Origin of the sequence: Serpentinimonas maccroryi (assembly GCF_000828915.1) — a bacterium.
In the GTDB taxonomy this organism is placed as follows: domain Bacteria; phylum Pseudomonadota; class Gammaproteobacteria; order Burkholderiales; family Burkholderiaceae_C; genus Serpentinimonas; species Serpentinimonas maccroryi.
Window position 1 is genome coordinate 1,471,178 of the sequence record NZ_AP014569.1, and the last position, 19,636, is coordinate 1,490,813.

At 68.3% G+C, this 19,636-nt stretch carries 17 protein-coding genes; 12 read left to right on the forward strand and 5 right to left on the reverse strand.

Annotated features, from left to right (window positions below; all coding sequences use genetic code 11):
* Positions 1-30: 30 nt before the first annotated feature.
* Genes SMCB_RS06775 through SMCB_RS06785 form a run of 3 tightly spaced genes read right to left on the reverse strand, consistent with a single transcriptional unit; the run spans position 31 to position 4,146 of the window.
* Positions 31-1,398 carry a PLP-dependent transferase gene (locus SMCB_RS06775; protein ID WP_231851173.1) on the reverse strand — a complete coding sequence of 456 codons (1,368 nt, stop codon included), beginning with the start codon at positions 1,396-1,398 and terminating at the stop codon, positions 31-33.
* 29 nt (positions 1,399-1,427) lie between these two features.
* Positions 1,428-2,843 (reverse strand): adenylosuccinate synthase, encoded by a 1,416-nt coding sequence (locus tag SMCB_RS06780; protein WP_045535881.1) that lies wholly within the window; start codon positions 2,841-2,843, stop codon positions 1,428-1,430.
* A 46-nt stretch (positions 2,844-2,889) separates the two neighbouring features.
* Positions 2,890-4,146, reverse strand: coding sequence for an ATP phosphoribosyltransferase regulatory subunit (locus SMCB_RS06785; protein ID WP_045535882.1), 1,257 nt, complete (start codon positions 4,144-4,146; stop codon positions 2,890-2,892).
* A gap of 149 nt (positions 4,147-4,295) precedes the next feature.
* Between SMCB_RS06785 and SMCB_RS06790 the strand changes: the two genes are divergently transcribed.
* The 8 genes from SMCB_RS06790 (at position 4,296) to miaA (ending at position 11,915) form a co-directional block, all read left to right on the forward strand.
* Positions 4,296-4,622 (forward strand): heavy metal-binding domain-containing protein, encoded by a 327-nt coding sequence (locus tag SMCB_RS06790; RefSeq protein WP_045535883.1) that lies wholly within the window; start codon positions 4,296-4,298, stop codon positions 4,620-4,622.
* 73 nt (positions 4,623-4,695) lie between these two features.
* A complete protein-coding gene (locus tag SMCB_RS06795; protein WP_045535884.1) occupies positions 4,696-5,151 on the forward strand; it encodes a methyltransferase family protein in 456 nt (151 codons plus the stop codon).
* A gap of 255 nt (positions 5,152-5,406) precedes the next feature.
* The gene (locus SMCB_RS06800) at positions 5,407-5,652 is read left to right on the forward strand and encodes a type II toxin-antitoxin system ParD family antitoxin (protein WP_045535885.1); all 246 of its coding nucleotides are present in this window, start codon (positions 5,407-5,409) and stop codon (positions 5,650-5,652) included.
* Positions 5,645-5,938 carry a type II toxin-antitoxin system RelE/ParE family toxin gene (locus SMCB_RS06805; protein WP_045535886.1) on the forward strand — a complete coding sequence of 98 codons (294 nt, stop codon included), beginning with the start codon at positions 5,645-5,647 and terminating at the stop codon, positions 5,936-5,938. Before SMCB_RS06800 ends, SMCB_RS06805 begins: the two co-directional genes overlap by 8 nt.
* A complete protein-coding gene (gene mutL, locus SMCB_RS06810; protein WP_082027280.1) occupies positions 5,916-8,126 on the forward strand; it encodes a DNA mismatch repair endonuclease MutL in 2,211 nt (736 codons plus the stop codon). The genes SMCB_RS06805 and mutL overlap by 23 nt, the downstream gene beginning before the upstream one ends.
* Positions 8,127-8,287: 161 nt before the next feature.
* Entirely contained in the window at positions 8,288-9,631 is a 1,344-nt protein-coding gene (gene gdhA / locus SMCB_RS06815; RefSeq protein WP_045535888.1) for an NADP-specific glutamate dehydrogenase, read from the forward strand.
* Positions 9,632-9,660: 29 nt separating this feature from the next.
* Complete coding sequence (locus tag SMCB_RS06820) at positions 9,661-10,890, forward strand: multidrug effflux MFS transporter (RefSeq protein ID WP_045535889.1); 1,230 nt, start codon at positions 9,661-9,663, stop codon at positions 10,888-10,890.
* Positions 10,887-11,915 carry a tRNA (adenosine(37)-N6)-dimethylallyltransferase MiaA gene (gene miaA, locus SMCB_RS06825; RefSeq protein WP_045535890.1) on the forward strand — a complete coding sequence of 343 codons (1,029 nt, stop codon included), beginning with the start codon at positions 10,887-10,889 and terminating at the stop codon, positions 11,913-11,915. The genes SMCB_RS06820 and miaA overlap by 4 nt, the downstream gene beginning before the upstream one ends.
* Here miaA and SMCB_RS06830 read toward each other — a convergent pair.
* Complete coding sequence (locus SMCB_RS06830) at positions 11,912-13,141, reverse strand: MFS transporter (protein WP_045535891.1); 1,230 nt, start codon at positions 13,139-13,141, stop codon at positions 11,912-11,914. The two genes, miaA and SMCB_RS06830, sit on opposite strands and share 4 nt — an antisense overlap.
* Positions 13,142-13,244: 103 nt before the next feature.
* On the opposite strand from SMCB_RS06830, the gene SMCB_RS06835 reads away from it, so the two are divergent.
* Positions 13,245-14,252, forward strand: a complete 1,008-nt coding sequence (locus SMCB_RS06835) for a D-2-hydroxyacid dehydrogenase family protein (RefSeq protein WP_045537782.1) — start codon at positions 13,245-13,247, stop codon at positions 14,250-14,252.
* Here SMCB_RS06835 and SMCB_RS06840 read toward each other — a convergent pair.
* Complete coding sequence (locus tag SMCB_RS06840) at positions 14,243-16,240, reverse strand: hypothetical protein (protein WP_144400293.1); 1,998 nt, start codon at positions 16,238-16,240, stop codon at positions 14,243-14,245. The two genes, SMCB_RS06835 and SMCB_RS06840, sit on opposite strands and share 10 nt — an antisense overlap.
* Positions 16,241-16,413: 173 nt before the next feature.
* Between SMCB_RS06840 and SMCB_RS06845 the strand changes: the two genes are divergently transcribed.
* Genes SMCB_RS06845 through SMCB_RS06855 form a run of 3 tightly spaced genes read left to right on the forward strand, consistent with a single transcriptional unit; the run spans position 16,414 to position 19,614 of the window.
* A complete protein-coding gene (locus SMCB_RS06845) occupies positions 16,414-17,133 on the forward strand; it encodes a Crp/Fnr family transcriptional regulator (RefSeq protein WP_045535893.1) in 720 nt (239 codons plus the stop codon).
* Between the two features lie 25 nt (positions 17,134-17,158).
* Positions 17,159-18,289 carry a phosphotransferase gene (locus SMCB_RS06850; RefSeq protein ID WP_082027439.1) on the forward strand — a complete coding sequence of 377 codons (1,131 nt, stop codon included), beginning with the start codon at positions 17,159-17,161 and terminating at the stop codon, positions 18,287-18,289.
* Positions 18,290-18,342: 53 nt separating this feature from the next.
* The gene (locus tag SMCB_RS06855) at positions 18,343-19,614 is read left to right on the forward strand and encodes an acyl-CoA dehydrogenase family protein (protein WP_045535894.1); all 1,272 of its coding nucleotides are present in this window, start codon (positions 18,343-18,345) and stop codon (positions 19,612-19,614) included.
* Positions 19,615-19,636: the final 22 nt, after the last annotated feature.

The following is a 19,636-nucleotide window of genomic DNA, read 5'->3' on the forward strand; positions in this document are numbered from 1 at the left end:
ACGCCCAAAACTGGCAAGGACGCTCTGCGCTCACCAGTCCAGCGCCGCCAGCGCCTGCGCCAAGTCGGCCTGCAAGTCGGCCACGTCTTCGAGCCCAATGGCTAGGCGCACCAAGCGCGGGCCGTGTGCGGGTGGCTGCGGCCCGGCCGGGCTGGGCCGCGGCGGCCAAGTGCGGCTGCGCATGGCGGGCAGGTCGTAGGGCACGCACAGGCTGACGGGGCCGCCCCAGCTGTAGCCGATGCGAAACAGGCGCAGCCGGTCGCAAAAGGCGTCGATCTGCTCGGGCCGAATATGCGGCTGCCAGAGCAGGCTGAGCAAACAGGCGGCGCCGTGCGCGTCGCGCTGCCAGTGCGCGTGGCCGGGCGATCCGGGCAGCGCCGGGTGCAGCACCTGCGCCACGCCGCGCTGGCCCTGCAACCAGTGCGCCAGCGTGCGCGTGGTGGCGTCCTGCGCCCGATAGCGCAGGTGCAGGGTGTGCAAGCCGCGCAGCACCAGTTCGGCGTCGTTGGCGCCCACCCCCAGCCCGAGGCGCATGTGGGTGTGCAGCAGCTGGCGGTGCAGCGCCGCCGCGCGCGTGACCACCGAGCCCATGAGCACGTCGGCGCCGCCGCTGGGGTATTTGGTCAGGGCCTGCAGCACCACATCGACGCCAAAGTCGAAGCCGCAAAAGGCGATGCCCGCGCCCCAAGTGTGGTCGAGCGCGCTCAGGATCGGGCGCGGTGGGGCGGCGGCGAGGCTGTGCTGGGTGGCTGCTGTGGCTTGATCGCCGCCCCGCCCACCGGCCAGCCCACTGCTCCCCCCGCAGCCCTGCCCGCTACCCTGCCCAGCGCGCGCAGCGTTCGCGGCTTGCAGCACCTGCATCAGCGCCGGCAGGTCGGGGTATTCGAGCGTGACCGATCCCGGCACCTCGAGCCAGACCAGGCGCGTGGCCGGGCCGATCTGCGCCGCCAGATCGGCCGGCTGCATCGGGTCATAGACGCGGTGGCTGATGCCATAGGCGCGCAATTCGGCCAGAGCCAGCTCTTTGCTGGGGCCGTAGGCGTTGTCGGGCAGCAGCACCTCGTCACCGGCTTGCAAGAAGGCCAAATTGACCAGCGCCAGCGCCGACAGCCCGCTGGGGCACAGCAGGCAGTGCGCGCCGCCCTCGAGGCTGGCGAGGCGCTCCTCGAGCGTGAAGGTGGTGGGGGTGCCGTGCAGGCCGTAGGTGTAGCCCGATTTGTCTTTCCACTGACGCGCGCGCAACGCCGCCACGTTGGGGAAAAACACCGTCGAGGCCTTAAACACGCCCGGTGGCAGGGCATCAAAGCCCGCCGGCGGCTGGTAGGGGTGGTGGATGAGCGCGGTCGCTGCTTGCAAACCAACGCCGCTTTGGGGCAGCTCCTCAGCCGGATCTTCCACTCGCACCTGCTCCACAATCTGCCCTGGTTTCACGCCACCGCGCCGTGGTAGGGGTGGTGCAGCAAGATGGTGTGGTCGCGGTCGGGGCTGGTTGACACCACGTGGATCGGCACCCCGGTCACGGTCTCGATGCGGTTGAGGTAGTGCTGGGCGTTGGGCGGCAGGTCTTCGTAGCGCGTGACGCCGGCCGAGGGCTGGCTCCAGCCGGGCAGGGTTTCGTAGATCGGCTCGCAGCGCGCGATCTCGTCGGCGCCCAGCGGCAGCAGGTCGATCAGTTCGCCGTCGAGCCGATAGCCCACGCACAGCTGCAGCTCGCTCAGGCCGTCGAGCACATCGAGCTTGGTGATGCACAGGCCGCTGAGGCCGTTGACCTGGGCCGAGCGCTTGAGCAGCGCCGCGTCGAACCAGCCGCAGCGGCGCGCGCGCCCGGTGGTGGTGCCCTTTTCGGCGCCCACGGTGGCCATGTGCCAGCCCGGGGTGCCGGGGGTTTCCCAGTCGAGTTCGGTCGGGAACGGGCCACCGCCGACGCGGGTGCAATAGGCCTTGGTGATGCCCAGCACGTAGTGCAACAGCCCCGGCCCGACGCCAGCGCCCGCCGCAGCGGTGCCGGCCACGCAGTTGCTGGAAGTCACGAACGGATAGGTGCCGTGATCGACGTCGAGCAAGGTGCCTTGGGCGCCTTCGAACAGCAGGTTCACGCCGCGCCGGTGCGCCTCGTTGAGCTCGCGCGACACGTCGGCCACCATGGGCGCCAGCAGCGCCGCGTGTTGTTGCGCTTGGGCCAGCACCGGCTCAAACTGCATCTGCCCGCCCTGCATGAAGGCGGCCAGCGACTGGCCTTGCAACCAAGCACAGGCCGACCAATCGACCTCAGCGCTGCCCAGCACCGCCAGTTGCTGGTTGTAGTAGGCCAACAGCTCGCGCAGCTTGGCGGCAAAGCGCTCGGGGTGGCGCAGGTCTTGCACGCGCAGCGCACGCCGCCCCACTTTGTCTTCGTAGGCCGGGCCGATGCCGCGCCCGGTGGTGCCGATCTTGGCCGTGCCGGCGCGCTCTTTGGCCAGCTCGCGCGCCACGTCGAGCGCGGCGTGAAAGGGCAGAATCAGCGGGCAGATCTCGCTTACGCGCAGGCGCGAGCGCACCTCGACCCCGGCGCGCTCGAGGCCCACGATTTCTTCGAGCAGCTTGCCCGCCGACAGCACCACGCCGTTGCCCACGTAGCAGACCACGCCGGCGCGCATGATGCCGCTGGGAATCAGGTGCAGCGCCGTTTTCACGCCGTTGATCACCAGCGTGTGGCCGGCGTTGTGCCCGCCCTGAAAGCGCACCACGCCGCGCGCGGTTTCGGTGAGCCAGTCAACCAGTTTGCCCTTGCCTTCGTCGCCCCACTGGGTGCCGACGACGACCACGTTGCGGCCGGGACGGGCCTGAAAGGGGGATGCGCTCATAGGGTTTGGTTCCAAGCCTGGCAGGTGGAGGTGGAGGTGGACGGGTTCATGGAGAGGGAGGCAGCGCTTGCAGCACCCAAGCCCCATCATGGGGCACGAGGGCGCGATCGCACTCGAATTCTTCGACTTCGTGCTCGTGGCCGGGCAATGCGCACAGCACCACCTCGCCTTGGGCACGCAAGTCCGCGATGGCGCGGCGCAGCGCGGCGTCGTGGCCCCAAGGGGCGCAAATGGCTTTTTGCGGCGCCGGGCGCGGCAGCACCGCAACCAGCTCTTTCAAATCGAGGCTGAAGCCCGCCGCCGGGCGGCAGCGGCCAAACACGGCCCCCACCTCGTCGTAGCGGCCGCCGCGCACCAGTTCCTGCGGCACCTGCCCGGGGTGGGCGGCAGCAAAAATCGAGAAACGCAAACCGGTGTAGTAGGCATAGCCGCGCAGGTCGGCTAGGTCGAAGCCGATTTCGATGTCAATGGCGGCCTTGGTTGCTGCACTGTCCGGTGCCCGAGCACCGCCAGAGGCATGGCTCCCGTCTAGTGACGTGGCCAGCGCCTGCTGCACCGACTGCGCCAAGCGGCGCAAATCGGCCAGCGCGCGCTGCAGCGCCGCCGACGGCGGGAGCACGCGCTCGGCCTGCTCCAGCACGCTGGCGTCGCCATGCAGCTCGGTCAGGGCCAACAAGGCGCGCAGCGTGGCAGCGGGCAGAGCGGCCCCGGCCTCGCGCAGTGTGGCCACGTCTTTGGCCGCCAGCGCGGCGTGCAGGCGCTGCACCAGCGCAGCGGGCAGTTGCAGCCCATCGAGCAGGGCATCGACGATGCGCACGTCGCCGCAGTCGAGCACCATGCGCCGCATGCCCGCGGCCCGCAAGCAGGCCAGCGCCAACTCGATCACCTCGAGGTCGGCCTCGGGCCCGGCGTGCCCGTAGAGCTCAGCGCCAAACTGCAAGGGCTCGCGACTGGCCAGCGGCCGCTCGGAACGCGTGTGCAGCACCGGGCCGCAGTAGCACAGCCGCGTCAGGCCGCTGCGGTTGAGCAGGTGCGCGTCGATGCGCGCCACCTGGGCCGTGGTGTCGGCGCGCAGGCCCAGCGTGCGCCCCGAGAGCTGATCGACCAGTTTGAAGGTTTGCAAATCGAGCGCCTCGCCAGTGCCGGTGAGCAGCGAGTCGAGGTGTTCGAGCAGGGGCGGCTGCACCAGCTCGTAGCCGTGCGCGCGCGCCGCATCGAGCAGGGCACGGCGCAGCTCTTCGATGTGCCGGGCCTCGGAGGGCAAAACGTCGGCGATGTGATCCGGCAACAGCCAAGCGGACATGGGTGGAATTCGGACAGTCTAAAGTAGGAATTTTACCGGCAAGGCGGGCTTGCTCCTGCGCGTTTGCTCCGGACTCACGCTTGCCCGCCTGCACCTGCCGGGCCATAATGCCATGGCCACAGACTGGGCACACCCAAAGGAGCATTTGCATGATCGTCACCACCACCCCCAACATCGAAGGCCAGCGCATCACCCGCTACTGCGGCGTGGTCACGGGCGAAGCGATCTTGGGCGCCAACGTATTCAAAGACCTGTTTGCCGGCATCCGCGATCTGGTGGGCGGCCGCTCCGCCACCTACGAACGCGAACTGCAAAAAGCCCGCGACATCGCCTTGGCCGAGCTGCAACAGCGCGCCCGCGAGCTGGGGGCCAACGCCGTGGTGGGCGTCGATCTGGACTACGAGGTCATGGGCCAAGGCAACGGCATGCTCATGGTGTCGGCCAGCGGCACGGCCGTCGTGACTGCGGCGGCTTGAGAGGCTGAGAGGCCAAGCCCGCCGCCCATCCAGCCTAGCGATGCCAGGGCGCGCTGCACGGTTATTTAATGCAATGCACTGGCTCGAACTCAAGCTCCCGCCCCCGGCGCTGGTGCTGCTGCTGGCGCTGCTGATGTGGCTCGCGCCCATGTGGGTGGCGCCGCTGCCTTGGGCTTGGCGCATCGCTTTGGCTGCGGCCTTGCTCGGCTTGGGTCTGGCCATCGGCCTCGTGGCCGTGGCTGCTTGCTGGCGCGCCCGCACCACCATCCACCCCAACCACCCCATGCGCACCACGGCACTGGTCACCGGGGGCGTGTTTCGCTTCTCGCGCAACCCGATGTACCTGTGCCAACTGCTGTGCCTGCTGGCGTGGGCGGCCTACCTGTCGAACCCGCTGGCCTTGGCTTTGGCACCGCTGTTCGTGCTGTATCTGAACCGCTTTCAGATCGCACCCGAGGAGCGCGCCCTGGCGGCGCTGTTTGGCGCGCGCTACGCGGCCTATAAGAGTACAGTCAGGCGCTGGCTGTAAGCCAAGCCACCGCCCAACCCGGCCCGGCTCTTGGTTTCGGCGCGGCCAGCCAGACCGGCAACTGTCGCAACGAGCTGCGCGCCGGCGCCTAGGCAACGGCGGTGCTGGCGCTGGAAGGGCGCATCGTGCGCGAGCAACAGCTAAGCGCACACGGCGCAGGAGTGCAAAGTTGTGCACAGCAGCGTGCAATTGCTAAAAACTTGCACTTGATCAGCCCTCTGGCGCAGCTTACACTCGACCCTTAGAGGCACCACCATGAGCACTGTGCGCAAAACCATCACCCTGACCGATCAGCAAGACAACTGGGTCAAAGCCCAGATCGACGCTGGGCACTACTCCAACGACAGCGATTGCATCCGCGACCTGATCCGGCGCGAGCAGGAGCGCAGCGCCGAGATCGAAGCGCTGCGTGCCGCCCTAGACGAGGGCGAGGCCAGCGGCGAACCACGCCCCTTCAACCTGGCCGCGTTCAAACACAGAATGCTGGCCGCCCATGGCTGAGTACCGCCTGACCCCAGCGGCAGAGCGTGACCTGGAATCGATCTGGACTTATACGGCACGACAATGGGGAATCGAGCAGGCGCGTCGCTACATTGAGCGCATGACGGCAGCTTTTGCCGAACTGGCTGAATCACCCAAAAAAGCGCCAAGTTGCGCGCACATCCGGCCAGACCATCGCCGCTGGCTCGTTGAGCGGCACGTGATCTACTTGCGTGTGACCGATTACGGCATCGCCGTCGTTCGGGTGCTGCACGACCGCATGAATGCACCGCGCCACTTCAATTAAGCCCGCCCCTACAATCCCCGGCGTGAGCACCGCCCCCTTCGACAGCCCCGCCGCCGCAGCGCCCGCTGCCAGCGCGCGCACCCAGCCGCGGCGGCCGATCCGCGAGTTGCCCGACGCGCTTATCAGCCAGATCGCCGCCGGTGAGGTGATCGAGCGCCCGGCTTCGGTGCTGCGCGAGCTGATCGACAACGCGCTCGACGCCGGGGCGCGCCAGCTCACGCTGCGGCTGCAAGCCGGCGGCGTGCGCCTGATCGTGGTCGAGGACGACGGCAGCGGCATCGCGCGCGACGAGCTCGCGCTGGCGCTCAAGCGCCACGCCACCAGCAAGGTGCGCGATCTGGCTGAGCTCGAAACCGTGGCCACCATGGGTTTCAGGGGCGAGGCGCTGGCCGCCATCGACTCGATCGCCGAACTCAGCCTGTGCTCGCGCAGCGCCGAGGCCCCCGAGGCCCACGGCTGGCTGCTGCATGGGCGCACGGGCGAATTGCAGCCGGCGGCGCGCAGCGTGGGCACCACGGTCGAGGTGCGCGAGCTGTTTTACGCCACCCCGGCGCGGCGCAAGTTCCTCAAGAGCGACGCCACCGAACTCGCGCACTGCGTCGAGGCGGTGCGCCGCCACGCGCTGGCCCGGCCCGACGTCGGCTTTGCCATCTGGCACGAGGGCAAGCTGATCGAGCAGTGGCGCGCCCATAACGCCCACCAAGCCCCTCAATCCGGGGCCCAACAGCCCAGCACCTACCAGCCCGACGCCACTCAGCCCATTGCCATCGAACCCGTCGTCGCCCCCCTGCCGGGCAACACCGAGGCACTGGCGCCGCGCATGGCGGCCGTGCTGGGCGAGGATTTTTTGGCGCACAGCCTGCCCTTCGACTGGCGCGGCGGCGGCTTGCGCGTCTGGGGCCGCGCCGGGCTGGCGCAGGTGGCGCGCGCCCGCGCCGACCAGCAGTACAGCTACGTCAACGGCCGTTTCGTGCGCGACAAGGTGATCGGCCATGCCGTGCGCAGCGCCTACGAGGACGTGTTGCACGGCCAGCGCCAGCCGGTGTATGTGCTGCTGCTGGAGTTGGACCCGGCGCGGGTCGATGTGAACGTGCACCCGAGCAAGATCGAGGTGCGCTTTCGCGACGGCCGCGCCGTGCACCAGGCGGTGCGCCAGGCGCTGGAGCAGGTGCTGGCGGCCCCGCGCGCGCCGCAACTGGCCCCAACCCCTGCGGCGCACGCCAGCGACCCATTGCACCCCGCCGCGCCACCCGCCCTGGCGACGGCGGCGCAAACCGGGCTGGGGCTGGCCTCGTGGCCCAGCGCCAGCAATTGGCCCAACGCCCAAGCGTGGCCCGAGCGCGTGGCAACAAGCGGCCTAGCTGGGCGGCAGGTGAGCGATGTCGCGGCGCTGTGGCCGCGCAGGCCCGAAGCCACACCCACATCCGCAACGGCCTACGGGTCGTGGCCGCAGAGCGCAGCCCAAGGCAGCACCGAGGCAACACAAGCCACGCAAGGAGCAGGAGCAGGAGCAGGAGCAGGAGCAGGAGCAGGAGCAGGAGCAGGAGTAACAACCCCCGATCTAGGCCAACCACAACCCGAGCCAACCGCCGACACCGACTGGCCCCTAGGCCACGCGCTGGCGCAGTTGCACGGGGTGTACATCCTCGCGCAAAACCGCCACGGGTTGGTGCTGGTGGACATGCACGCCGCGCACGAGCGCATCGTCTATGAAGGCCTGAAGCGCCAGTGGAACGCCGCCGCCGCCACCTTGCCCAGTCAGCCGCTGCTGATCCCGGCCACTTTTGCCGCCACCGCGCTGGAGCTGGCCACGGCCGAGGCGCAGCAAGAGGCGTTGCAACGGCTCGGGCTGCAGATCGAGCCCCTGTCGCGCCTGACGCTGGCGGTGCGCGCCGTGCCCGCTGCCTTGGCACTAGGCGACGCCGTGGCGCTGGCGCGCGGCGTGCTGGCCGAGCTCGAGCAGCACGGTGGCACCCAGCTGCTGCAGCGCGCCCGCGACGAACTGCTCGCCACCCTGGCCTGCCACGGCGCCGTGCGCGCCAACCGGCGCCTGAGCACCCCCGAGATGAACGCCCTGCTGCGCCAGATGGAAGCGACCGAGCGCAGCGACCAGTGCAACCACGGCCGCCCGACCTGGCGCCAGTTGAGCCTGAAAGAGCTCGACGCCCTTTTTTTGCGCGGACGCTAACGGCCCGCGCACCATTCTCAAGCATTCCAGGGCGGTATCTAGGCCGAATTGGGCTGCGCGCACCACCATGGGGCCAATTGGGGCCAAATTAGGCACAAACTTGGTGCAAAATCGGTGCGCTTTTCTATTCCATTCCACCCCCCTACAACCACGATCCCGCCATGAAATACGCCAGCGCGCACGATTTTCTTGCCCAAGTTAACCAGCGCAACCCCGGTCAGCCCGAGTTTTTGCAAGCCGTCACCGAGGTCGTCGAGAGCCTGTGGCCCTTCATCCAGCAACACCCCAAGTACGCCGAGCAGGGGCTGCTCGATCGGCTGGTCGAGCCCGAGCGCGTGCTCATGTTTCGCATCTCGTGGGTCAACGACCACGGCGACGTGCAGGTCAACCGCGGCTACCGCATCCAGCACAGCTCGGCCATCGGCCCCTACAAGGGCGGGATGCGCTTTCACCCCTCGGTCAACCTGTCGATCCTCAAATTTCTGGCCTTTGAGCAGACCTTCAAAAACGCCCTCACCACCCTGCCCATGGGCGGCGGCAAGGGCGGCTCGGACTTCGACCCCAAGGGCAAGAGCCCGGGCGAGGTGATGCGCTTTTGCCAGGCGCTGATGAGCGAGCTGTTTCGCCACATCGGCGCCGACACCGACGTGCCCGCGGGCGACATCGGCGTCGGCGGGCGCGAAGTCGGCTACATGGCCGGCATGATGAAAAAGCTCTCGAACCGCGCCGACTGCGTCTTTACCGGCAAGGGCCTGAGCTTTGGCGGCTCGCTCATCCGCCCCGAGGCCACCGGCTACGGCACGGTCTATTTCGCCCAAGAAATGCTCAAGCGCCAGGGCCTGAGCTTCGACGGCCTGCGCGTGAGCGTCTCGGGCTCGGGCAACGTGGCCCAGTACGCGGTCGAAAAAGCCATGGCGCTGGGGGCCAAAGTGGTCACCGTATCCGACTCCAGCGGCACCGTGATCGACGAAGACGGCTTCAACACCGAGAAGCTGGCCGAGCTGATGGAGGTCAAAAACCACCTCTACGGCCGCGTCAGCGACTACGCGCAGCGCACCGGCTCGCGCTTCGAGGCCGGCGTCAAGCCTTGGGCGGTGCCGGTGGACATCGCCCTGCCATGCGCCACCCAAAACGAGCTCGACGCCGACGACGCGCGCACCCTGCTGAAAAACGGCGTCAAGTGCGTGGCCGAGGGTGCTAACATGCCCACCACCATGGACGCCATCCGCCTGCTCGAAGCCGAACGCGTGCTCTACGCCCCAGGCAAAGCCAGCAACGCCGGCGGCGTGGCCACCTCGGGCCTCGAGATGAGCCAAAACGCCATGCGCCTGAACTGGGACCGCGACGAAGTCGATGCGCGCCTGCACGGCATCATGGTCGGCATCCACGAGGCTTGCGTGCGCCACGGCAAGCGCGCCGACGGCTCGGTGAGCTACACCGACGGCGCCAACGTCGCCGGCTTTGTCAAGGTGGCCGACGCCATGCTGGCCCAAGGGGTGATTTGAGTCCGGCCCGGCAGCCGCCACCTGCCCCCATGCCCGCTGGGCTGGTGGTGCTGTTGCTGGCGCTGCTGCTGGGGCTGCAGCCGCTCACCACCGATCTGTACCTGCCGGCGCTGCCGGCGCTCACGCTCGACCTGGGTGCCACCATGCACCAGGCGCAGCTCACGCTGTCGGCGCTGCTGCTGGCCTTTGGGTTCTCGCAACTGTTCTGGGGCCCGCTGTCAGACCGCTATGGCCGGCGCCCGATCTTGCTGGCGGGCTTGGCGCTGTACGCGCTGGCCTCGGTAGGCAGCGTGTTTGCCGCCAATGTCGAGCAGCTGGTGCTGTGGCGCATCGTGCAAGGCGCCGCGCTGGGCGCGGCCGTGATGGGCGCGCGCGCCATCGTGCGCGACCTCTACGCCCCAGTCGAGGGCGCACGCATGATGTCCAAGGGCCTGACCGGCTTGGGCGTGCTGGCCTGCATCAGCGCGCCGCTGGGCGGTTTGTTGTCGGACTGGATGGGTTGGCGCGCCGCCTTGGGCGTGCTGGCCCTGTTTGGGGCCGCCACAATGGCGCTGGTGCTGTGGCGCTTCGAGGAAAGCCTGCGCCAGCCCAACCCACAGGCGCTGCGCCCGACGGTGCTGCTGCGCACTTGGGGCGTGATTTTGCGCCACCCCACTTTTTGGGCTTGGGCGCTGCTGCTCAGCGCCTCGTACGCCGGTTTGTTCACGTTTTTGGCCAGCTCGTCGTTCGTGTTCATCAACGCGCTGGGCTTGAGCAAAACCGAGTACGGCTTGCTGATGTTTTCGATGTCGGCGGTGTACATTGTGGGCACGGTGCTGTGCCGGCGCCTGATCGTGCGCCTAGGACTGCGCCGCACCGTGGCCGTGGCTGGTGCCCTGACGCTGTGCGGCGGCAGCCTGATCGGCGCCTTGGGCTGGCTGGGCTGGCACAGCGTCTGGGCGATCATGCTGCCTTACTATTTGTTCATTTTGGCGCACGGCATGCACCAACCGTGCGGCCAGAGCGGGGCCGTGGGGCCGTTTCCGCACGCTGCCGGCACGGCCTCGGCGCTGAGCGGCTTTTTGATGATGATGGTGGCTTTTGCCATGGGCACCTATCTGGCGGCGCAGATGCCCACCGGCACCGAAGGCGCCAGCGTGCGCCCGCTCACCGACGGGCTGTGGTTCTGGAGCGTGCTGATCGCCGCCGTGGCCTGGACGCTGGTGCAGCGCTTTGGCGAGCCCGCACCGGCCCCACACCAGCCCGAGCGAGCGCGATGAACCCCAGCGCCTCAGGCCCCAGCCCCACCAGCCCCAGCAGCGCGCCACCAGCCTGGCTGGCCATCGCCGGCCCCACCGCCAGCGGCAAGACCGCGCTGGCGCTGGCGCTGGCGCGCCAGTACCCGCTCGAGATCATCAGCATCGACTCGGCGCTGGTCTATCGCGGGCTCGACGTCGGCAGCGCCAAACCGAGCGCGGCCGAGCGCGCCGCCGTGCCGCACCACCTGATCGACATCCTCGACCCAAGCCAGAGCTACAGCGCGGCGGCTTGTGTGGCCGACGTGCAGCGCCTGCTGCCGCAGATCGCCGCGCGCGGTCGCCTGCCGCTGCTGGTGGGCGGCACCCTGCTCTACTTCAAGGCGCTGTTCGAAGGCCTTGACGACATGCCGGCCGCACACCCGGCGCTGCGCGCCGCGCTCGAGGCCGAAGCGGCGCAACTGGGCTGGCCGGCGCTGCACGCGCAGCTGGCGGCGGTGGATGCAACCACCGCGGCGCGCCTGAGCCCCAACGACGCGCAGCGCATCGGGCGCGCGCTCGAAGTCTGGCGCGCCAGCGGGCGGCCGCTGTCGTCGTTTCACACCCGCACGCGGATTGCCCCCACCCCAACCGAACCGCAGCCGCTGCACATCAACGGCCAGCCGGGCCTGCTGCTGGCGCTGGAGCCGCTCGAACGCGCTTGGCTGCACCAGCGCATCGGGCAGCGCTTTGCCGCCATGCTCGAGCACGGGCTGATCGACGAGGTGCGCGCCCTGCGCCAGCGCCCCGACCTGCACCCGGGCCTGCCGGCCCTGCGCAGCGTCGGCTACCGCCAGGTTTGGCAGGCGCTGGATGCGCTCGAGGCCAGCGGGCGCTGCCAGTTCACAGCGGCCGAGCTCGCCACCTTGGCCGAACAAGGTGCCGCCGCCACGCGCCAGCTGGCCAAGCGCCAGCTCACTTGGCTGCGCAGCCTGCCACAGCGCCGGGTGCTGGCGTGCGAAAGCGCCGGGCTGCTCGAGGCCGCCTGCGCGGCGTTGCAGGGCAGTTAGCGCCGCAGTGGGCTGCGCCGCCCCACCCCCAGCGCCACGCCAATCGACAGCAGCAGCACCACCCCCGCACCGGCCAAGGTGGCGGCGTACCAGCCGCGGTCCATAAACACGCCAAATATCAGCGGCGCGATGGCAAAGCCCACGTCCAGCCCCGAGTACACGGTGCCATAGACGCGCCCGGTGGCCCCCTTGGGCGTGACCTGCTTGATCAGCAGATCGCGGCTGGGCGCGGCGATACCCAGCGCAAAACCCGTGGCCGCCAGCAGCAGCATGGTGCCCGTGCCGCCCAGCCAGCCGGTGGCGGCCAGCAGCAGCAGCAGCGCACCGGCGGCCATCGAAGCGCCCACCACCCAATCGCTGCGCCGCGCCTGCACCGCCACAAAACCGCCCGCCAACATACCCAGCGCCCCGCACACCATGTAGGCGCTCAGCGTCAGCGTGGCGGCCTGCAGGCTGACGCCGTGCAGCGCCTTCAAGATCGAGGCCGAGTAGTTTTGCACCACGCCCAGCGTCAGGGTGGTGAGCAAAAAGAAGGCAAAACACCACCAGACCACGCTCTGGCGCATAAAAGCCAAGTCGCTGCCCGCCGCTGCACCCGCCGGGCGGCGCAGCACCTCGGATTGCAGGTGCTCGCGCTGCCAGAGCAGCAGCAAGAACACCAGCAGGTACAACCCGGCGGCGGCGAGGTAGGCGCTGCGCCAGTCCAGCAGCATCGACCAACCCACCAGAAACACCGGCGCCAGCGCCCACCCTAGGTTGCCGCTGATGCCGTGCACGCTGTAGGCATGGCCCAGCCTAGAGGCCGACACGCGCTGGTTGAGGATCGAAAAATCGACCGGATGAAAGGATGCGTTGCCCAAGCCGGCGAGTGCGGCCACCAGCAAAAGCGTCGCATAGCCATCGGCCTGCGAGGCCAGCACGGCTGCCCCCATGAACAGCAGCAGCGAGGCAAACAGCACCGGACGCGCGCCCACGCGATCGACCACAAAGCCCGAGGCCGCCTGCCCGATCCCGGAAACGGCAAAAAAAAGCGTCATCAGCAGGCCGACGTCGGTGAACGACAGGCCAAACTCGAGCATCAGCAGCGGAAACAGCGGCGGCAGCAGCAGATGGCCAAAATGCGAGCTGCCGTGCGCCAGCCCGACCAAGCCCATCACGCGCGCGTCGGCGCGCCACGGCACGGCAAGGGCTGGGGCAGCGGCTGCAGAAAGTTGTAGGCTGGACATGGGCGGCCATGTTAAGCCCAAATGCCCAACCGCGCGCCGTGTGCCACTATTGCAGCCGCAGCCGCAGCCGCAGCCGCCGCGCCAGCCGGGCACAATAGCCACCATGAACATCGTGATCCTCGACGACTACCAAGACGCGGTGCGCAAGCTGCCCTGCGCCGCCAAGCTCGAACCCTACCCGGCCAAGGTGTTCACCAACACCATCAAGGGTGTGGGTCAGCTCTCGGTGCGGCTGCGCGACGCCCAGGTGCTGGTGCTGATCCGCGAACGCACCCACATCACGCGCCAGTTGCTCGACAAGCTGCCCAAGCTGCGCCTGATCGCCCAGACCGGGGCCGTGGGGCCGCACATCGACCTCGATGCCTGCACCGAACACGGGGTGGCGGTGGCCGAAGGCAAAGGCTCGCCGGTGGCCCCGGCGGAGCTCACCTGGGCGCTGATTCTGGCCGCCATGCGCCGCCTGCCGCACTACGTGGCGCACCTCAAGCACGGGGTTTGGCAGCAATCGGGCCTCAAAACCGCCTCCATGCCGGCCAACTTTGGCATCGGCATGGTGCTGCACGGCAAAACGCTGGGGGTGTGGAGCTACGGCCGCATTGGGCGCATGGTGGCTGGCTACGGCCGCGCCTTTGGGATGCGGGTTCTGGTCTGGGGCAGCGAGGCCGCGCGCGCGCAGGCCAGCGCCGATGGCTACGAGGCCGCCGCGTCGAAAGCCGAGCTGCTGGCGCAGTCGGATGTGCTCAGCCTGCACCTGCGCCTTGGGGCCAGCACCCAAGGCTGCCTGAGCTTTGAGGATTTGAGCCTGATGAAGCCCACGGCCGTGCTGGTCAACACCTCGCGCGCCGAACTGATCCAGCCCGACGCGCTGGTGGCCGCACTCAACCGCGGCCGGCCCGGCATGGCGGCGGTGGACGTGTTCGAGTCCGAGCCGATCTTGCAGGGGCATGCCCTGCTGCGACTGGAAAACTGCATCTGCACGCCGCACATCGGCTTTGTCGAGCAAAACAGCTACGAGCAGTATTTTTCGGCCGCTTTCGACAACATTCTCAACTACATCAAAGGCACCCCGACCCACATCGTCAACCCCGGGTCGCTGCACTATCAGCGCTGAGCGCTTGGATCCGGATCGGGTTTGGCAGCGGCTTTGCCGTCACCCCAATCCAACTGACCAAGGTCGAAATCGATCGACATCGGGTCGGGCTTGGATGCTGGTGTCGGGGGTTGGTGGGGCGTGGGTTCCGGCTCAGGGGCCAAACCCAAATCGAGCATGGGGATGGGCGGGTTTAACAAGGCATCCAGCACATCGGTCAAGACGAGCAAATCGTCGAAAGCCACCAGCGTGCGCACGGTCAGCACGCTACCGGGCTCACCGGGTTGAGAGGTCAAGGCGCGCTCGATGACCGCCGCTGCGCCGGTCTGCGGCCACTGCGCCTGCAGAGTTTGCAGCAGCGCCACATTGTGCTCGAGCCCGCGCTGCGCCAAGATGGCTTCGGTGCTGGGTGCAATGCGCTGAAAGTGATTCTCGTAAAAACGGGTGGCCTCGGCCAGTTCGGATGCATTGCCGGTTTGCGCAGCCAGAGCCAGCCAGCGCAAGTAGGGGGCCTCGCTGGCCCGTGCGTGCCCGGCCACAAAGGCCTTGAGCACCTCCATGGCCTGGGTGCCCTGTGCGATCGATTCGAAAAACTCGGCCTGTTGCCAGACCTCGATCAAGGCTCGCAGATCGAGCACCGCCACAGGCACCTCAACAAACATCGAAGCACGGCCCTCGACCACATCAAGCCCAGCTACCGCATCGACATCAAGCCAATCCAAAGGCAGCGCAGCAGGAGCCTGAGTAGTGGGTGCGAGCGCCGGCCCAGACACCGCAGGTGGGCCACCCATTGGCTGCACTGTGGACTCTTCAGCGCGGGCAGCTTGGTTCGTTGCCTCGGCGTCGCTGCCTAGGCCAGCAGACACAGGCACGGCAGCTGGCGCAGACGCGCCCGCTGGCCCAATCAAGGGCTGCGACGGCTCAAAGCCCGGTTTGGTTTGCATGGCCTGATCGGGCAAAGTGGTTTCCCACCACGGTGCCGGCGTGGCTGCGGCCGGGCGTGAAAGCAGCAACCGACCCGATCGATGGGCATACAAGGCCCCGCCGAGCAACAACAACAGCAAGGCGCCCAAGCCGTAAAGCCACGCCGCGGGCACACCGGCTTGGGCCTGGGTTTGCATTTGCAACAACTGAGCTTGGGTGCTTTGCAGAGCCAAGCGCAGTTGTTCCTGCTCGGCACGCAGCGCCAGCAACTCCTGCTCTGGGGCGGCCAGCACGTTTTGGGCTGCACCCACCTCGGCCAAGGGGGCATCGGGCAGCGCGCCAGCGACAGCGCCCTCGAGCGCAACCGCCGCCACCGGTGACGCCTGAGCAGGCATCGGGATCGGGTCGAGTTGCAAGCGCGCGCCAGCGGCCACCGTTGGGGGCGGGGCCAGCGGGGCGGCGGGTGTGGCGATCGCAACCGGCGCGGCGGCAGGCACTTGGGCCATGCGGGGCGGCGCTTTGCTGCGCAGCCGCTCCAAGCCAGCAGGCCGCGCCGCGGGCGCGCTCAAGCGTATTGGGGTTTGCTCTGGGGGCGGCGCTGCCGGCACCACGTCTGCAGCGGCAGGCGTGGCTGCCGCACCGTTGGCCACGGGCCTGGGCACAAGCGCCGGAGCAGCCAAGGCGGTAGCGGCTGGGTCGGCTGCCGCAACAGCCTGCACCGGCACCCAATCAGCCAGCAGCGTGTACGTGCGCCTGAACACCGTTTGGCAGCCCACCTGCAAGCCCAAGGTCACGATCGGTTCGTTGATGGGTTCGGTGCTGCGCACCCGCAGCAGGGCCTCACCGCCAGCCCCTGTGCTTTGCAAGCTGGTGCTCAGCGACGCGCCCGGCACTTGCGATTCGCCATACTGCAACCGCACCTGCAGGCACAAGTCGGCCAAACCCTGACCGGGCTCGGTTCGGGTTTGCACCAGAATATCGAAGGGACGACCGATAATGACATCGCCTTGGGTCGGCCCCAAGCCTGTCGCCAGCGTTTGCGTAACCGCCACCAAAAGCGCGCTGCCCAGCGCCAACTTCATCATCTGCCAATCCTTGTTTTGATCGTGCTTGTTTTGCTCACTGGGTCTCATTTTGGCACATGAAACCCCCGCCCCCAATTCCATGCCGCTCGATGCGTGCAAACATTGCGTACTCCAGCCTGCGCGGTCACCCCGGTGACACCTCGCACCGCCCCCAGTCACCCACAAGACAGCCCATGGACGACCCCATTCTGACAATGCAGGAACGCGAAGCGATCAACAGCGGTCGCTGGTTCAACACCCTTTCACCCTCACTGCGGCACGACATCCTCCGATGCGCTTTTGTCAGACGCTTCCAGGACGGCGACCTGATCGCCGCCCGCGGCGACCCGCCCACCGAATGGTCGGCGGTGAGCAAGGGCGCCGTGCGCGTGAGCTCCACCTCGCTGGCGGGCAAGCAGGTCACGCTCACCTACGTCGAACCCGGGGTCTGGTTTGGCGAAATTGCGATGTTCGACGGCGAGCGCCGCACCCACGACGCCTACGCCCACGGGCCCACCTCGCTGCTGTGCGTGGCGCGCAAGGATTTCCAAAAAATCCTGACCCAACACGTAGAGCTTTACGAGGCCCTGCTGCGCCTGCAGGCGCGGCGCATCCGCAACCTGTTTGGGCTGGTGGAAGACCTCAACACCCTGCCCCTGCGCGCCCGGCTGGCCAAGCAGCTGCTGCACCTGTCGCGCAGCTACGGCGTGCCCTGCCTGGCCAACGCGAGCGAGACCCGCATCGGGCTGCAGCTGGCACAAGAAGAACTGGCGCAGATGCTGGGCGCCTCGCGCCAGCGCGTCAACCAAGAGCTCAAATCGATGGAGCGCGAGCAAGCCATCCGCATCGAACCCGGCGGCCTGGTGGTGTGCGACCGCAGCGCGCTGCTGCGCATCGCCGCCGCCGAACACTAAAACCTTTTGGATGCACCCCGCGGCCATGATCGACCCCTCCTCCCACGACTTGGCCGCACCGAACTCGGCCCCCTTGGCAACCCCAGACCCGGCCCCCAGCGCACCGGCGGCCGAGCTGCCCTTCGATGCAAGCGCGCTGGAGCCGTGGCTGCGTGCGCATCTGCCCGGTTTTGCCGGCCCTTTGCAGATCGAGAAATTTCCCGGCGGCCAGTCCAACCCCACCTACCGCCTGCGCACGCCGCAGCACGACTGGGTGCTGCGCAGCAAACCGGGCCCGGCGGCCAAGCTGCTGCCTTCGGCGCACGCCATCGAGCGCGAATTCCGCCTCATGCGTGCGCTGGCCGACACGGCGGTGCCGGTGCCGCGCATGGAACTGCTGTGCGCCGACGAAGCGGTGATCGGGCGCGCCTTTTACCTGATGGAATACGTGCCCGGGCGCATCCTCTGGGAGCAGGCCCTGCCCGGCCTGAGCGCGGCGCAGCGGCGCGCCCACTACCTAGAAATGAACCGCGTGCTGGCGGCGCTGCACCGGGTCGATGTGCAGGCCGTGGGACTGGCCGACTACGGCAAACCCGGCAACTACTTCGAGCGCCAGATCGCGCGCTGGAGCAAGCAGTACCAGGCTTCAGTCACGCAGCCCATCCCCGCGATGGAGCGCCTGATCGACTGGCTGCCCCGCCACATCCCGGCGCTGGCGCGCGACGACAGCCGCGTGTGCGTGGTGCATGGCGACTTCCGGCTCGACAACCTGGTATTCCACCCCGAGCAGGCCCAAGTGCTGGCGGTGCTCGACTGGGAGCTTTCCACCCTCGGGCACCCGCTGGCCGACTTCAGCTACCACTGCATGGCCTGGCACATCGAGCCGGGGCAGTTTCGCGGCATCGCCGGGCTCGACTTGCAAGCCCTGGGGATACCCAGCGAGCGCGAGTACATCGAGCGCTACTGCGCCAGCACGGGTTTTTACGACCCCGAGGCGCTGCAACAAGACTGGAACTTCTTTCTGGCCTACAACCTGTTCAGGCTGGCGGCGATTCTGCAGGGGATCGCCAAACGGGTCGAGGCCGGCACCGCGTCCAGCGCCCAAGCGCGCCAGTCCGGGGCCGGGGCGCGGCCGCTGGCCGAGCTGGCTTGGTCCTTTGCCCAGCGCGCTGCCTGAGCCCCTCGCCCTGCCACCCAAAACCCCGCCCACGCCCACCCAGAGGAGCCTTTATGCACTTCGATTACAGCCCCAAGGTCAAAGACCTGCAAGCGCGCCTGCAAGCCTTCATGGACGCCCACATTTACCCCAACGAAGCGCGCTTCATGGCAGAGGTGGCCGCCAACCGCGCCCGCGGCAACCCCTGGCGCCCGACCGAGCTGGTCGAGCAGCTCAAGCCACTGGCCCGCGCCGCCGGTCTGTGGAACCTGTTTTTACCCAATTCCCCGCGCGCCCCCGAGGGCTTGAGCAACCTCGAGTACGCCCCGCTGTGCGAGATCATGGGCCGTGTCAGCTTTGCCCCCGAGGTGTTCAACTGCTCGGCCCCCGACACCGGCAACATGGAAACGCTGGAGCGCTACGCCAGCGAGGCGCTCAAAGACCGCTGGCTCAACCCCTTGTTGCGCGGTGAAATCCGTTCGGCCTTCCTGATGACCGAACCCGAAGTCGCCTCGTCCGACGCCACCAACATCCAATGCCGCATCGAGCGCGACGGCGACGAGCTGGTCATCGACGGGCGCAAATGGTGGTCCTCCGGTGCCGGTGACCCGCGCTGCGCCGTCTTTATCCTGATGGGCAAAACCGACCCGCAAGCGCCCCGGCACGCCCAGCAGTCGATGGTCGTGGTGCCGGCCGATGCACCCGGCGTGCAAATCGAGCGCGCCCTGACGGTTTTTGGTTACGACGATGCCCCACACGGCCACATGGAGGTGCAGCTCAAGCAGGTGCGCGTGCCCGCCAACCACATCCTGCTCGGCCCTGGGCGCGGTTTCGAGATCGCCCAAGGCCGCCTCGGGCCGGGCCGCATCCACCACTGCATGCGTTCCATCGGCGCCGCCGAGCGCGCGCTGGAGCTGATGTGCCAGCGCCTGACGCGGCGCGTGGCCTTTGGCAAGCCGCTGGCGGCGCAGGGGGTCTGGCACGAGCGCATCGCCGAATCGCGCTGCCTGATCGAGCAGGCGCGGCTGCTCACCCTCAAGGCCGCCTACATGATGGACACGGTGGGCAACAAGGTCGCCAAGGCCGAAATCGCCATGATCAAGGTCGTGGCCCCCAACGTCGCCTGCAAGGTGCTGGATTGGGCGATCCAAGCGCACGGCGGCGCCGGGGTGTCGCAAGACTTCGTGCTGGCACAAAGCTACGCCAACCAGCGCACCCTGCGCCTGGCCGACGGCCCCGACGAGGTGCACCGCATGGCGATCGCCAAGCTGGAACTGGCGCGCCACCAGCTGCTGGCGTCAGCCACAGCCACCGAACTCGAACCCCCGGTGACGCGCGGCTGCTGAGAAAAGGCCCAGTTGCCTACCA